Source organism: Pseudomonas sp. NFR09 (assembly GCF_900111535.1).
GTDB classification, from domain to species: domain Bacteria; phylum Pseudomonadota; class Gammaproteobacteria; order Pseudomonadales; family Pseudomonadaceae; genus Aquipseudomonas; species Aquipseudomonas extremorientalis.
In genome coordinates, this window is record NZ_FOIH01000002.1 from 1 (window position 1) to 15338 (window position 15338).

Sequence of the window (15338 nt, forward strand, 5' to 3'; positions counted from 1 at the left end):
CGTAACTCTTTGTTTACCAAGGAGTTTTCCGTTTCGACTGCGCCGGAAGTGGGGCGAATTATAGACTTCCAGAATCTGCCGTCAACCCTTAATTTTGCTTTTCTATCAATTAGTTAGAGTTGATTAAAAAACCACCAATAAAGCGCCGCTAATGCTCTCTATATAGAAGAAAGAATTCAGATGACGCCCGCAGCCTTCAATGCGACCACATTCGCCACCCCCAGCCCCAATACTTCCTGAAGCACCTTGGCCGTATGCTCTCCCAGCAGAGGAGGCGCACTACGATACTCCACCGGCGTCTTGGACAACCGTATCGGGCTGGCAACCTGAGGCACCATCCCTGCCAACGAATGAGGCAGCGCCATCGCCAGCCCACGCGCCTTCACCTGAGGATCGGCAAACACCTGCGCCAAGTCATTGATAGGCCCACAAGGCACCCCCACCCGCTCCAGCTGCGAGACCCACTGCGCCGTCGTCTTGAACACCGTAGCCTGACGTATCAGAGGAATCAGCTCTGCCCGATTGGCCACCCGCACCTTATTAGTAGAAAAGCGTGGATCATCTGCCCACTGTGGCTGCCCAGCCACTTCGGCAAACTTGCGGAACTGCCCGTCATTACCCACCGTCAGGATGAAGTCGCCATCGGCTGTGGGAAAGTCCTGATAAGGCACGATATTCGGATGGGCGTTCCCCAGGCGCTTTGGTGGCACACCTGTCGTCAGGTAATTCATCGCCTGGTTGGCCAGGCATGCCACCTGTACATCCAGCAATGCCATATCGATATGTTGCCCGCCACCGTCATGATCCCGATGAGCCAGTGCCGCCAGTATCGCCACGGTCGAGTAAAGCCCCGTGAGAATGTCCGTCAGCGCTACGCCAACCTTCACCGGCCCAGCCCCCTCTTCTCCCTCTGGACGGCCAGTCAGACTCATAAGCCCGCCCAAGCCCTGAATCATGAAGTCATAACCAGCACGCGCCGCATAGGGCCCTGTTTGCCCAAAACCTGTAATCGAGCAGTAGATCAGCTCCGGGTTGATCTCCTTGAGCGATTCATAGTCCAGCCCGTAAGCCGCGAGACCACCCACCTTGAAGTTCTCGATCAGGATGTCCGACTTGGCCGCCAGCTCACGCACCAGCGCCTGACCCTCCGGCCGCGTGAAGTCAATTGTCACCGACTCCTTATTGCGATTGGCCGACAGGTAATACGCCGCCTCACTGGTGTTCTCACCATAGGCATCCTTGAGGAAGGGTGGCCCCCAGGCGCGCGTATCGTCGCCGCTACCCGGCCGCTCGACCTTGATCACCTCAGCCCCAAGGTCCGCAAGGATCTGCCCGGCCCAGGGACCCGCCAGCACTCGAGATAAATCCAGCACCCGCAGGTGCGAAAGCGCGCCCATGCCGTGCTCCTATTAATAGAACGCCTGAAGACCGGTTTGCGCACGCCCCAGAATCAAGGCATGCACGTCATGAGTGCCCTCGTAGGTGTTGACCACCTCGAGGTTGACCAGATGACGCGCCACTCCGAACTCATCGGAAATCCCATTGCCACCCAACATATCCCGGGCCATCCGTGCAATGTCCAGGGATTTGCCGCACGAGTTACGCTTCATGATCGAAGTGATCTCAACCGCCGCCGTGCCTTCATCCTTCATGCGCCCCAGACGCAGGCAACCCTGCAGAGCCAGAGTAATCTCGGTCTGCATGTCTGCCAGCTTCTTCTGGATCAACTGAGTTGCCGCAAGTGGACGGCCGAACTGATGGCGATCAAGCGTGTATTGGCGAGCGGTATGCCAGCAAAACTCGGCAGCCCCCAACGCCCCCCAGGAGATGCCATAGCGTGCAGAGTTCAAGCATGTGAAAGGCCCCTTCAAGCCACGCACATCCGGAAAGATGTTCTCTTGCGGCACGAACACGTTGTCCATCACGATTTCACCGGTGATGGAGGCGCGCAGCCCGACCTTGCCGTGAATCGCCGGAGCGCTCAAGCCCTTCCAGCCTTTCTCCAAGACAAAGCCACGGATATCGCCAGCATCGTCCTTGCCCCACACAACAAACACATCCGCGATCGGGCTATTGGTGATCCACATCTTTGCGCCCGTCAGGCTGTAGCCACCTTCCACCTTGCGGGCGCGAGTAATCATCGCCCCCGGGTCGGAACCGTGGTTAGGCTCTGTCAGACCAAAACAACCGATCCACTCGCCAGAGGCCAACTTGGGCAGGTACTTCTGCTTCTGCGCCTCAGTGCCGAATTCATTGATCGGCACCATGACCAGTGACGACTGCACACTCATCATCGAACGATAGCCCGAGTCAACACGTTCCACTTCGCGTGCGATCAACCCATAGCTGACGTAATTCAAGCCACTGCCACCGTACTGCTCGGGAATCATCGCGCCGAGCAGGCCCGTCTCGCCCATCTCGCGGAAAATTGCAGGGTCTGTCTTTTCATGGCGGAAGGCTTCGAGCACACGCGGCGCCAACTTGTCCTGAGCAAATTGCTCAGCACTGTCGCGCACCATGCGCTCTTCTTCGGTGAGCTGCTGATCCAGCAGCAGTGGATCGATCCAGTTGAAGCTTGCCTTGCCAGCCATGAATAAGCCCTCGCGGAAGAAATCGGAAGTCGTGGAGCCAGCGTAGGCCCGCCATGCGCGTAGGGCAAACGAGGTTTCCGCATAGGGTTGTGCTAATTTCTCACTTCGAAGCAGCCAAAAATGGCGTATATGCGCCCTAGCAAGTGAGGACACGGTATATGCGCAGGAAAATTCCCAGTACCACCGCTTTGGTCAGTTTTGAAGCGGCAGCCCGCCACGAGAGCTTCACCAAGGCTGCGCAGGAGCTTTCGATCACTCAAGGCGCTATCTGTCGACAGATCGCCAGTCTCGAGGAGTTTTTAAGTGTCGAGCTGTTTCGCCGTTCACGGCGCGGGGTAAAGCTGACAGAGGCGGGGCTGTCGTATAGCCGTCGCGTGGCGACGCAACTGGATGCGGTGGAGCGCGATACGCTTTCCGTCATGGGCCAGCAGGGCGCCAACACCATCGAACTGGCCGTAGTCCCGACGTTTGGCACTCAATGGTTGATACCTCGCCTCAAGGATTTCCAACGCCAGCACCCCGAGGTCACGGTCAACCTCACGAATCGAACCCGACCTTTCCTGTTTGCCGACACAGAGTTCGACGCCGCCATCTACTTTGGCGACGCCGACTGGTCCGGTACCGAATCCCACCGGCTGATGGGCGAAAATCCTGTACCCGTATGCAGCCCTCGACTATTGGGTGACCGTGCGCAGTTCAGCGCCCAGGCGATTGCAGAACTGCCGCTTCTGCAGCAAACCACACGACCCTACGCCTGGCGCCAATGGTTCAACGCCCAACATCTGAACATCCCACGCGACATGACAGGCCCCCGTTACGAGCTATTCTCGATGTTGTCCCAAGCGGCCATGCATGACATGGGGATCGCGCTGATCCCCCCGTTCCTTATCCAGCGTGAACTGAACGATGGCCAATTGGTGATAGCAAGCCCCGAGGCGCTGAGCAGTACGAAGGCTTATTACCTGATGATTCCCGACAGAAAAATCGAATCCGCTTCGTTGCACGCGTTCAGAGACTGGCTCATCGACCAGTCGCAACGCTACAGCCCCAATGTTTAAAGGCTAAAACAGCATTGCTGACTTTGTAGTCAATCAACTTACAGTCCTACAGATGTATATATATGTCGCATTTAAACAGACCGTATCTCAAAGGTAAAAATACAGCTGAAAGCCATTAATTACGTGGCTTATAGCGACTATTGCAAGCCAATGGCTGACCATTCACACCAACCATGCAAAAATATTGTAAAAGCGTGCGAAACCCTTTAAGCCTATGTATTTGAACAGCTTAATTCAGTGCATTGCGACAATCAGTCACAGGGTGACTTGTAGTTAATTTTTCGTCACCCGTCATAATCCCTTGAAGGCCGTAAAGTTCGCCTGCAAAATGCCGCGCCCCGCTGTCATTTCAGCGGGATCGTGCTGATCGGCCGCCCCAGTTGCGCCACTCGCGGTGCACTGGCCTTTTTACAAAAAGATCAAAAGCAAAAAGATCATGCAGGAGATTTGACGTGCACATTGGTGTTCCTCTCGAAACCCATACCGGTGAAACGCGGGTGGCTGCCACCCCGGAAACCATCAAGAAGCTGATCGGCCAGGGCCATAAGGTCACTGTACAAAGCGGAGCAGGCATCAAGGCCAGCATCGTCGACAGTGCGTATGAAACGGCAGGCGCGACCATTGGCAGTGCCAACGATGCGTTTGGCGCAGAGCTGATTCTCAAGGTGGTAGCCCCCAGCGACAGCGAACTGACGCTGATCAAAAGTGGCACCGTGTTGGTCGGCATGCTCAATCCGTTCAGCAACGAAACCATTGCCAAGTTGGCCGAGCGCGGTATTACAGCCTTCGCCCTGGAAGCTGCACCGCGCACCTCGCGGGCCCAGAGCCTGGACGTGCTGTCCTCCCAGGCCAACATCGCCGGCTATAAGGCGGTACTGCTCGCCGCTCATCACTATCCGCGCTTCATGCCGATGCTGATGACCGCCGCGGGCACCGTCAAGGCTGCTCGCGTGCTGATCCTCGGCGCCGGTGTGGCGGGCTTGCAGGCCATCGCCACAGCGAAACGCCTGGGTGCCGTCATCGAAGCGTCCGACGTACGCCCGGCCGTAAAAGAGCAGATCGAGTCTCTCGGTGCCAAGTTCGTCGACGTGCCTTACGAAACCGACGAAGAACGCGAATGCGCCGTCGGCGTCGGCGGTTACGCTCGCCCGATGCCCACCAGTTGGATGCAACGCCAGGCCCTGGCTGTGCACGAACGCGCCAAGCAAGCTGACATCGTCATCACCACCGCCCTCATCCCAGGCCGTAAAGCTCCGACGTTGCTCAGCGCTGAAACCGTGGCACAGATGAAGCCCGGCTCCGTGGTGATCGATCTCGCGGCCGCCCAAGGCGGCAATTGCCCGCTGACCGTCGCCGACCAAGTAGTAGTGGAAAATGGCGTGATCATCTGCGGCCCGACCAACCTGGCCGGTGCCGTCGCTGCCGACGCGTCAGCCTTGTATGCGCGCAACCTGCTGGACTTCCTGAAGCTGGTCTTCACCAAGGAAGGGCAGTTTGAAATCAACCTCGAAGACGACATCGTCGCCGCGTGCCTGATGTGCCGCGACGGCCAAGTCATCCGTAAAAACGCCTAAGCAGGGATTCAGACGATGGAAGAGCTTATCTCCCCCGGTATCTACAACCTGATCATCTTTGTGCTGGCGATTTATGTCGGTTACCACGTGGTCTGGAACGTCACACCCGCACTGCACACGCCGCTGATGGCGGTGACCAACGCGATTTCGGCGATTGTGATCGTCGGCGCCATGCTCGCCGCCGCACTCACCGTGACGCCCCTGGGCAAGACCATGGGCACCCTGGCCGTGGCCTTGGCAGCAGTGAACGTGTTCGGCGGTTTCCTGGTGACGCGCCGCATGCTCGATATGTTCAAAAAGAAAGCCCCGAAAGCAAAAGAAGAGGCGCCTAAGTAATGAGCATGAATCTGGTTACGACGCTCTACTTGATCGCGTCGATCTGCTTTATCCAGGCCCTTAAAGGCCTGTCACACCCGACCACTTCGCGACGCGGCAACCTTTTCGGCATGCTTGGCATGGCGCTGGCGGTGCTCACGACCGTGGGCCTCATCTATAAGCTCGGCGCTGAACTCGCCACTGCTGGTATCGGCTACGTGATTGTCGGCCTGCTGATCGGCGGCACCGCCGGCTCGATCATGGCCAAGCGCGTGGAAATGACCAAGATGCCCGAACTGGTCGCCTTTATGCACAGCATGATCGGCCTGGCTGCAGTGTTCATCGCCATTGCCGCCGTAGTCGAGCCGCAATCACTGGGCATCGTCAAACACCTGGGCGATTCGATCCCTGCCGGTAACCGCCTGGAACTGTTTCTTGGCGCAGCCATCGGTGCCATCACCTTCTCCGGTTCGGTGATTGCGTTCGGCAAGCTGTCGGGCAAGTACAAGTTCCGCCTGTTCCAGGGTGCACCGGTACAGTTCGGCGGCCAACACAAGTTGAATCTGGTGCTCGGCCTGCTGACACTTGGCCTGGGCCTGGCGTTTATGTTCACCGGCAACCTCACCGCCTTCGCGTTGATGCTGGCCCTGGCCTTCGTGCTCGGCGTGCTGATCATCATCCCGATCGGCGGCGCGGACATGCCCGTGGTTGTCTCGATGCTCAATAGCTACTCCGGCTGGGCGGCGGCGGGCATCGGTTTCTCGCTGAACAACTCGATGCTGATCATCGCCGGCTCCCTGGTGGGCTCCAGCGGCGCGATCCTGTCTTACATCATGTGCAAGGCGATGAACCGTTCCTTCTTTAACGTACTGCTCGGCGGTTTCGGCAATGCGCCGGATGCGGGTGCAGCAACGGGCTCAAAAGAAGCACGTCCGGTAAAGTCCGGCTCTGCGGACGATGCGACCTTCCTGCTGACCAACGCCGACACCGTGATCATCGTCCCGGGCTATGGCCTGGCGGTGGCGCGGGCGCAACACGCGCTCAAAGAACTGACCGAGAAGCTGACCCACCACGGCGTCACCGTTAAATATGCGATCCACCCAGTGGCAGGCCGCATGCCTGGACACATGAACGTCCTGTTGGCGGAGGCCGAAGTGCCTTACGACCAGGTGTTCGAGATGGAAGACATCAACTCCGAGTTCGGCCAAGCCGACGTGGTGCTGGTGTTGGGCGCGAACGACGTGGTCAACCCGGCCGCCAAGAACGACCCGAACTCGCCGATTGCCGGCATGCCGATCCTCGAAGCGTTCAAAGCCAAGACCATCATCGTCAACAAGCGCTCGATGGCCAGTGGTTATGCTGGGCTGGATAACGAACTGTTCTATCTGGACAAGACCATGATGGTCTTCGGTGATGCCAAGAAGGTCATCGAAGACATGGTCAAAGCCGTCGAGTAACACTGCCTCAGCGCAATACTCGAAACCCCGGCCTGCGATAGGCTGGGGTTTTTTATTACTGCATGAAACCCGACCAAAGGCTCTAAATCGCTGCCTGGCATTCGACCATGGTAGCGGGCCGAAATTTTTTGAAATCACTAAACTGCGCACCTTGCTTCCGTAGCCTGAGATAAGAATCCATGTACCGTGATCGCATCCGCTTGCCTTCGTTGTTGAACAAGGTCATGAGCGCGGCAGACGCCGCCGCACTGATCGAGGACGGCATGACCGTCGGCATGAGTGGCTTCACCCGTGCGGGTGAGGCCAAGGCCGTCCCTCACGCCCTGGCCGAACGCGCCAAGACGTCGCCGCTGAAAATCACCCTGATGACCGGCGCCAGCCTGGGCAATGACCTGGACAAGCAACTGACCGAAGCGGGCGTACTGTCACGACGCATGCCTTTCCAGGTCGACAGCACCCTGCGTAAGGCAATCAACGCCGGTGAAGTGATGTTCATCGACCAGCACTTGTCGGAAACCGTCGAACAACTGCGCAACAACCAACTCAAGTTGCCGGACATCGCGGTGATTGAAGCGGTGGCGATCACTGAACAAGGGCATATCGTGCCCACCACGTCTGTGGGCAACTCGGCCAGCTTCGCGATTTTTGCCAAACAGGTGATCGTCGAGATCAACCTGGCGCACAACCCGAACCTGGAAGGGTTGCACGACATCTATATCCCGACCTACCGGCCGACGCGCACGCCGATCCCGCTGGTCAAAGTTGATGACCGTATCGGCAGCACCGCGATCCCGATCCCACCGGAAAAGATCGTCGCCATCGTGATCACCAACCAGGCCGACTCCGCCTCCACGGTGACGCCGCCCGACAGCGACACCCAAGGCATCGCCAATCACCTGATCAACTTCCTCAAGCAGGAAGTCGACGCCGGCCGCATGACCAACAAGCTCGGCCCGCTGCAGGCCGGTATCGGCAACATTGCCAACGCGGTGATGTGCGGCTTGATCGAGTCGCCGTTCGAAGACCTGACCATGTATTCGGAAGTGTTGCAGGATTCGACCTTCGACCTGATCGACGCCGGCAAGCTCAGTTTCGCCTCGGGCAGCTCGATCACCTTGTCGGAGCGACGCAACGCCGACGTGTTCGGCAACCTGGAACACTATAAGGACAAGCTGGTACTGCGCCCGCAGGAGATCTCCAACCACCCTGAAGTGGTGCGGCGCCTGGGCATTATCGGCATCAACACCGCGCTGGAATTCGATATCTACGGCAACGTCAACTCCACCCATGTCTGCGGTACACGGATGATGAACGGCATTGGTGGCTCCGGGGATTTCGCGCGCAATGCGCACTTGGCGATCTTCGTCACCAAGTCGATTGCCAAGGGGGGCGCAATTTCCAGCGTGGTGCCAATGGTCAGCCACGTGGACCACACCGAGCATGACGTCGACATCCTGGTGACCGAGATTGGCCTGGCCGACCTGCGTGGCCTGGCGCCACGGGAACGGGCCAGGGTAATCATCGACAACTGCGTGCACCCGGCCTACCGAGATGCCCTCAACAGTTACTTCGATGCCGCCTGCGTCATCGGCGGGCATACCCCGCACATCCTGCGCGAAGCACTGAGCTGGCACATCAACCTGGAAGAAACCGGGCACATGCTCAAGGCGTGATTGATACAGATCCGAGCTGATGCAAATACAGTTTCATCAGCTCGATGGATTCGCCCCGACTTATTGATAAAACTGTACTGCTGTACCGGTCATTTCCTACCGAAATATCCTACGAACCTCACCGAAAATACCTATTTCGCACTATTTCAGTGCGTACAGGTACAGTTGCCCCATTTACGTACAGTACAGCAGCTATAAACAGTTAACTGGCCCCTCACAATACAGGTGAACTGTATCTAGAGAGTGTTGCGCCGGAAGAGGATCATTGGCATCAGTTAAACCACTACCTAATCCCGCCACAAGCGGAAGGATGTCATCATGGAACGTACACTCAGTTCCGAACTGTTCTTCGAAGAAAAAGCTGTAAACACCCAGGCCTCCCTGCCTCTGCGCGTTATCGCCAACCTGATGTTGTGGCAGCGCCGCATCTCCAGCCGCCACCAGCTGGCTCGTCTGGATTCGCGTCTGCTGGCTGACGCAGGTATCAGCGAAGCTCAACGCTACGAAGAGCTGAGCAAGCCGTTCTGGCGCTGATTCAGCGCTCGCTGGCCCTGACCTGACGGGTCCACTGCCAGCAACCTGATTTGTCAAAACAAAGCCCGCCCCGGGAAACCGGAGGCGGGCTTTGTTGTTTCCGGGATTCGGATTTTTAACGGAAAACAGAAGCCTAGCGCAGCAATAGGTACAGTTAAAAAAATATAACAGTTAAGCAGTACAATTTAATATTGGTGTATCTGTATCGGTCGGACGCCGCCAGCCAACATGGTGTTCCAAGACCTCATGAAAGGTACTCACCATGGATACGTCACCCCCCCTTTATAAGCGACTGCCACGCCAGGCAGCCTCCATCCTGGCTAAATGGCTACGCCACGCTTATGAACGACGCCAACTGTCGCAGCTTGATACCCGGGAGCTCTCCGACGTCGGCATCAGCCAGGGCGACCGAATGGCCGAGCTGTCCAAGCCGTTCTGGCGTGACTAGGCAGTCAAGGCGCTTCCCGAACGGATAAGCGGCGGCTTAATATCCAGTCACCACGTGGCGAACCGCGTAGTACAGGCGTCTGATCCCCAATGGCTGCCCTGCGCCACCTTATCCGTTCATCTACTGGAGTCATCCCATGTCCCGTCTTCGCCTGCTGAGTGCTGCCACCCTGTTGGCCCTGGCTGCCAACGCCAACGCGAGCAGCTTCATAGTGACCACCGACTCCATCGTCGGCGCGCTGAAAGCCACTTCCGACGCCACCTCCGATGCCACGTCCTCCCTACGTGACAACAAGGTCGTGCGTGCAGCCCGTGACGACGCTGCCAGCTTTGTCGCCAGCGAAGGCGCCATCCGTGGCGTGAAGCTGGAAAGCGCCCTGGCCCAGATCCGCCAGCAAGCGCCGCAATTGAACACTGCCACTGACGCGCAACTGGCCCAAGCCATCCTGGCCATCTGACGACAAGGCGGACGCCCGGGCGCTGGCTCTCGCCCGGGCATTGCGCTAGCCTTGGCGCTCGTTTTCAGTTGTCGAGTGCCATGGTTTTTTCATACCGCCTTTTAATCGTCCCTGTGTTGTTTTCGTTCGCTTGGTCGCCGATGGCTTCAGCCTTTGACCTCACCACCCAGAGCACCGTCGTGAGCGCGTATGTCACCAGCAAGGTGACCTCCGCACCCTTCGACAGAAAAGTGATAATGGCCGCCCAGGATGACGCCGCTGCGTTTATCGCCACTGACGGCCAATGGCGTGGCGCGCGGCTGGAGTCGGCACTGGATTATCTGCGCCGCAGCCAACCAAAACTTAACGCCAGCGACCTTGAACTGGCGCAGGCAATTCTCGTCCAATAATCATCCTTATTTTTTGGAGTCATTCCATGCGTAGCCCGCTGATTGCTGCCACCCTGGGCCTGCTGTTGTTGGCCGACATCGCCCAGGCGCATACGCTGGTGGCCACCAGTAACATCATTGTTCGCGCCTCCGGCCGCACCATTGATTTCACCTCGGACACCACCACCTCCATCCGCGACTCCAAAGTCGTGCGCGAAGCCCACGATGACGCCGCCAGTTTCGTCGCCAGCAATGGCGAGATCCGTGGCGCCCACCTTGAGGCCGCCTTCGACACCCTGCGCACACGCCTGCCGGAAGCCCGCGATGCCAGTGACCAGACCCTCGCCGAAGCCATCCTCGCACTGTGAGGCGAATCGTCGCCTGGCTCCTGGCCGGGGCAGTGCTGCTGTGCGCCAGCGCAGCCCAGGCCAGCCTGCAGCTGCGACTCAAGACCGAAGGTCTGAGCCCGGCTGAACAACAGGCCAGCCAGGCGTTGCTCGACGAAGCGATGCGCTCCCTGCCGCCACGCTTTGTCGAGCAGTTGGACCGGCGCATTGATGTCGGCTGGACCGACAAGATGCCCGAGAACGCCTACGGGCAAGCCTCGCTCGTGTCCGAGCTGGACCTCAACAGCAACCTGCTGGCCAGCCTGACCGACGGTAGCGCCGCCACCCAGAAAACCAATCGCCCCCACGGCACTGTGCGCCGGGAAATGCTCGCCACGGTGCTGCATGAACTGACCCACATCTATGACCGTGCGCGCCTGTGGTCCAAAGAAGACCGCACGCTGATCAATCGCTGCAGCCGCCAGAACAACCTCACCGGCCTGATCGGCCTGCCTGATCAATGCCGTGGCCAGAATGGCCGGCGCTTTACCCTGAGCGATGATCCACGCCTGCTGGACCTGGCCGGTTGGCCGCAATACGTCGGGCGCCGTGGCGAGCGTGAACAGCACAACCATCAGGTGGCTCGCAGCCCGGACATTTACGAAACCACCAGCCCGCTGGAGTTCGTCGCGGTCAACATGGAGTATTTCCTCCTCGACCCTGGCTACGCCTGCCGCCGTCCCGCGCTGTACCGCTATTACAAGGAACACTTCGGCTGGGCCCCGCCGCAACAAGACACCTGCGCCAGCACCTACGCGTTCCTCAATGCCGGTAACGATTTTGCCAAGACACCGCTGGGCCGTGTGGACCCGGAGCGCGTCTACGAGATCGACTACCTGCTGGCCGAAGCCAACCAGAACCTGGTCAGCCGCTGGGGCCACAGCATGCTGCGCCTGGTGATCTGCGCACCGGGCCGCCCGCGTGGACCGGATTGCCGACTGGACCTGGACCAGCATCTAGTTCTTTCCTATCGCGCGTTCGTCGGTGACGTACAGCTGTCGAGTTGGGATGGCCTGGTCGGCAAATACCCCTCGCGGCTGTTCGTGCTGCCGCTGGCGCAAGTGATCGATGAATACACCAAGACCGAGCTGCGCGGCCTGGCCTCGGTGCCGTTGAAACTGACCCGCCAGGAAATCAACGATACCGTCGAGCATGCCGCCGAAATGCATTGGAGCTACGACGGCAACTACTTCTTCATCTCCAACAACTGCGCGGTGGAAAGCCTGAAACTGCTACGCAGCGGCAGCGCCAACCCGCAATTGACCGGCCTGGACAACATCACCCCCAATGGCTTGCTCGAGGTGCTGAGCGCACGCGGCCTGGCCGACACCAGTGTGCTGGATGACAAACGCAGGGCATTGCGCCTGGGTTATCACTTCGACTCCTTCCGCGAACGCTACCAAGCCATGTTCGACGTGCTGCGCAAACACCTTCCGATCAAACAGACCCAGGTCGAAGACTGGCTATCCCTGAGCGCCGAGGAGCGTCGCCAGTGGTTCGACCAGGCCGATCTACGCACCAGCGCCGCGTTGCTGCTGCTGGAGCAGGCGAGCTTTCGCAAGCAGTTGATGCTGGCCCAGGACGAAGTCAAACAACGCTACCTCGGCGCCCGCGAGCTGAAAAACGGTGGCATGGAAAAAGCCAACGCCACGCTGCAACAGATCCTCGCCAACAGCGGTTTCCTCAGTCGCCCGGCGGAACTGCTCGGCAGCGGCGGCTATGGCTTGCCGCAACCTTCGGAAGCCACGCGCCTGGAATCGGAAAGCGCCGAGCGCCAGAAGCAGCTGCAATCGCTGACCGGCGAACTGGATAAAGAGGTGAGGGCACTGCTGGAGCCTTCCCGCTCAGCCGAGATTGCCGCCTGTGAAGCCAACCTCAAGCTGGTGGGCGAACACTTGCGCAGGCTGCACAAAGCCGCCGGCGGCCTCGAACTGCCCTAAAAACCTCAAGCAAAATATAGACAAATGTGGGAGGGGGCTTGCCCCCGATAGCGGTGTGTCAGCCTGCGCATGCAGTGACTGGCACCCTGCTATCGGGGCAAGCCCCCTCCCACATGTTGATCTACATAAATCCAGGGACCGCGTGCATTCCCTTCGTCACCTGTTTTTTCAGCGAAAGCTGGCTGAAAGCTTACCCGTCTAGGATCGCCCCCACTGCCGGCAACAGACCGGCTGTTAACAACAACAATGGTGATTCCCGATGTCCGCCCGTACCCGCCTGTTCGCCCCAACTCCACCCGTACGCCTCGTGCCTTTCGTTCTGCGCTGACCGCCACCCGGTTCGCCATTCCCTAGCCGCGCTACGCCTGGAGTATTCCTATGCTGACTTTCCTTGGCTTTGCCATGGTCATCACGTTCATGTTCCTGATCATGACCAAGCGCCTGTCCGCGCTGATCGCCCTGATCATCGTGCCGATCCTGTTCGCGCTGTTCGGTGGCTTCGCACCCGAGATCGGCCCAATGATGCTGGCCGGTATCACCAAGCTTGCGCCGACCGGCGTGATGCTGATGTTCGCCATTCTGTACTTCGCCCTGATGATCGACTCCGGCCTGTTCGACCCGGCCGTGCGCAAGATCCTCAAAATGGTCAAGGGCGACCCGCTGAAAGTCTCGGTCGGCACCGCTGTACTGGCCCTGGTCGTGTCCCTGGACGGTGACGGCGCCACCACCTACATGATCTGCGTGGCCGCCATGTTGCCGCTGTACCAGCGCATCGGCATGAGCCCACGGATCATGGCTGGTCTGATCATTCTCGCCGGTGGCGTGATGAACATGACCCCTTGGGGTGGTCCGACCGCTCGTGCCGCCAGTGCATTGCATGTGGACCCTTCGGACATTTTCGTGCCGATGATCCCGGCGATGGCCGCCGGTGTGGTCGCGATCCTGGCGATCGCCTACCTGTACGGCAAGCGCGAGCGCGCACGTCTGGGCGAACTGCACCTGCAAGGCGATGAGATCGACCACAGCGAGATCAGCGTCTCCCAATACCCGGACGCCCGTCGCCCGAAACTGATCTGGTTCAACGGCGCGCTGACCTTCGCCCTGATGTGCGCGCTGATCGCCGGCCTGCTGCCGCTGCCGGTGCTGTTCATGGTGGCGTTCAGTATCGCGATGATCGTCAACTACCCGTGCCTGCAGATGCAGAAAGACCGCGTCGCCGCCCACTCCGGCAGCGTACTGGCGGTGGTGGGGCTGATCTTCGCGGCCGGTATCTTCACTGGCATCCTGTCGGGCACCGGCATGGTCGATGCCATGTCCAAGAGCCTGCTGGCGGTCATCCCTGATGCATTGGGCCCTTACCTGGCGGTGATCACCGCACTGGTGAGCATGCCGTTCACCTTCTTCATGTCCAACGACGCGTTCTACTATGGCGTACTGCCCGTACTCGCCGAAGCCGCCAGCCACTACGGCATCACGGCTGCAGAAATGGGACGTGCGTCGATCGTCGGACAACCCGTGCACCTGTTGAGCCCACTGGTGCCCTCGACCTACCTGTTGGTCGCTTTGGCAGGTATCGAATTTGGCGATCACCAGCGCTTCACCCTCAAGTGGGCAGTGCTGGTATGCCTGTGCATAATGGTCGCCGCTTTGATGATGGGGATTATTCCGCTTTTCAGCACTCTATAATCCCAAACACCCAACCGCGCGGCGCTGCAGCTTGCGCGGTTTAACACTCGCTTAAAGGAATACACATGGAATGGCTGACCAATCCGGAAATCTGGATTGCCTTCTTCACCCTGACGGCCCTCGAGATCGTCCTGGGCATCGATAACATCATCATGATTTCGATCCTGGTCAGCCGCATGCCCAAGCACATGCAGGCACGCACCCGGATCTTCGGCCTGGCCCTGGCCATGGTCACGCGCATCCTGTTGCTGTTGTCGATCACCTGGGTGATGCAACTGACCGCCGACCTGTTCGTGGTCTTCGGCCAAGGCATCTCCGGTCGCGACCTGATCCTGTTCTTCGGTGGCCTGTTCCTGCTGTGGAAAAGCTCCCAGGAGATGTACCACGCGCTGGAAGGTGAAGACGAAACCCACGACGAGCCGAAGGGCGCCGGTGGCAAGTTCATCTACACCATCATCCAGATCGCGATCATCGACATCGTGTTCTCCCTGGACTCGGTGATCACTGCGGTCGGCATGGTCTCCCACGTGCCAGTGATGGTCGCGGCGATTGTCGTAGCGGTGCTGGTGATGATGCTGGCGGCCGGCACCATCAGCGAATTCATCGACAAGCACCCGTCGTTGAAGATGCTCGCGTTGTCGTTCCTGCTGGTAGTCGGTACCGTGCTGATCGCCGAATCCTTCGATGTGCATGTGCCAAAAGGCTATGTCTACTTCGCCATGGCGTTCTCGCTGGCGGTGGAAGCGGTGAACATCAAGATGCGCACCGCGATCGCGAAAAAGAAGAAACAGCAGGATCCTGTGAAACTGCGCAAAGACATTCCGGGTCAATAAACCCGAGCCAGACAATTA

At 59.0% G+C, this 15338-nt stretch carries 15 protein-coding genes; 13 read left to right on the forward strand and 2 right to left on the reverse strand.

Translation table 11 applies throughout. From position 1 onward, the window contains the following. Nucleotides 1-176: 176 nt before the first annotated feature. The gene (locus BMX59_RS03955; RefSeq protein WP_093120096.1) at nucleotides 177-1397 is read right to left on the reverse strand and encodes a CaiB/BaiF CoA transferase family protein; all 1221 of its coding nucleotides are present in this window, start codon (nucleotides 1395-1397) and stop codon (nucleotides 177-179) included. 12 nt (nucleotides 1398-1409) lie between these two features. Then, entirely contained in the window at nucleotides 1410-2591 is a 1182-nt protein-coding gene (locus BMX59_RS03960) for an acyl-CoA dehydrogenase (RefSeq protein ID WP_093120099.1), read from the reverse strand. 158 nt (nucleotides 2592-2749) lie between these two features. Here BMX59_RS03960 and BMX59_RS03965 point away from each other — a divergent pair, with 158 nt between their 5' ends. From BMX59_RS03965 to BMX59_RS04025, 13 genes are all read left to right on the forward strand, one after another. Further along, entirely contained in the window at nucleotides 2750-3649 is a 900-nt protein-coding gene (locus tag BMX59_RS03965) for a LysR family transcriptional regulator (RefSeq protein WP_092250841.1), read from the forward strand. Nucleotides 3650-4101: 452 nt separating this feature from the next. After that, nucleotides 4102-5223 carry a Re/Si-specific NAD(P)(+) transhydrogenase subunit alpha gene (locus BMX59_RS03970; RefSeq protein ID WP_092250844.1) on the forward strand — a complete coding sequence of 374 codons (1122 nt, stop codon included), beginning with the start codon at nucleotides 4102-4104 and terminating at the stop codon, nucleotides 5221-5223. 15 nt (nucleotides 5224-5238) lie between these two features. Further along, nucleotides 5239-5559 carry an NAD(P) transhydrogenase subunit alpha part 2 gene (locus tag BMX59_RS03975; RefSeq protein WP_093120104.1) on the forward strand — a complete coding sequence of 107 codons (321 nt, stop codon included), beginning with the start codon at nucleotides 5239-5241 and terminating at the stop codon, nucleotides 5557-5559. Next, entirely contained in the window at nucleotides 5559-6995 is a 1437-nt protein-coding gene (locus BMX59_RS03980) for an NAD(P)(+) transhydrogenase (Re/Si-specific) subunit beta (protein ID WP_071490970.1), read from the forward strand. Before BMX59_RS03975 ends, BMX59_RS03980 begins: the two co-directional genes overlap by 1 nt. Before the next feature lie 179 nt (nucleotides 6996-7174). Further along, nucleotides 7175-8668, forward strand: coding sequence for an acetyl-CoA hydrolase/transferase family protein (locus tag BMX59_RS03985; RefSeq protein ID WP_093120106.1), 1494 nt, complete (start codon nucleotides 7175-7177; stop codon nucleotides 8666-8668). 318 nt (nucleotides 8669-8986) lie between these two features. Further along, the gene (locus tag BMX59_RS03990; protein WP_012721550.1) at nucleotides 8987-9202 is read left to right on the forward strand and encodes a DUF1127 domain-containing protein; all 216 of its coding nucleotides are present in this window, start codon (nucleotides 8987-8989) and stop codon (nucleotides 9200-9202) included. Between the two features lie 262 nt (nucleotides 9203-9464). After that, the gene (locus BMX59_RS03995; protein ID WP_092250850.1) at nucleotides 9465-9650 is read left to right on the forward strand and encodes a DUF1127 domain-containing protein; all 186 of its coding nucleotides are present in this window, start codon (nucleotides 9465-9467) and stop codon (nucleotides 9648-9650) included. Nucleotides 9651-9786: 136 nt separating this feature from the next. Continuing rightward, nucleotides 9787-10107: a DUF2388 domain-containing protein gene (locus BMX59_RS04000; protein WP_071490967.1), complete on the forward strand. Its 321-nt coding sequence runs from the start codon at nucleotides 9787-9789 to the stop codon at nucleotides 10105-10107. Nucleotides 10108-10187: 80 nt separating this feature from the next. Further along, nucleotides 10188-10496: a DUF2388 domain-containing protein gene (locus BMX59_RS04005; RefSeq protein ID WP_093120110.1), complete on the forward strand. Its 309-nt coding sequence runs from the start codon at nucleotides 10188-10190 to the stop codon at nucleotides 10494-10496. Between the two features lie 26 nt (nucleotides 10497-10522). After that, the gene (locus tag BMX59_RS04010) at nucleotides 10523-10843 is read left to right on the forward strand and encodes a DUF2388 domain-containing protein (protein ID WP_058424449.1); all 321 of its coding nucleotides are present in this window, start codon (nucleotides 10523-10525) and stop codon (nucleotides 10841-10843) included. Beyond that, a complete protein-coding gene (locus tag BMX59_RS04015) occupies nucleotides 10840-12801 on the forward strand; it encodes a DUF7844 domain-containing protein (RefSeq protein WP_093120113.1) in 1962 nt (653 codons plus the stop codon). Before BMX59_RS04010 ends, BMX59_RS04015 begins: the two co-directional genes overlap by 4 nt. 378 nt (nucleotides 12802-13179) lie before the next feature. Further along, complete coding sequence (locus BMX59_RS04020; RefSeq protein WP_093120116.1) at nucleotides 13180-14487, forward strand: CitMHS family transporter; 1308 nt, start codon at nucleotides 13180-13182, stop codon at nucleotides 14485-14487. 65 nt (nucleotides 14488-14552) lie between these two features. Next, nucleotides 14553-15320 (forward strand): TerC family protein, encoded by a 768-nt coding sequence (locus tag BMX59_RS04025; protein ID WP_014716354.1) that lies wholly within the window; start codon nucleotides 14553-14555, stop codon nucleotides 15318-15320. Nucleotides 15321-15338 lie beyond the last annotated feature (18 nt).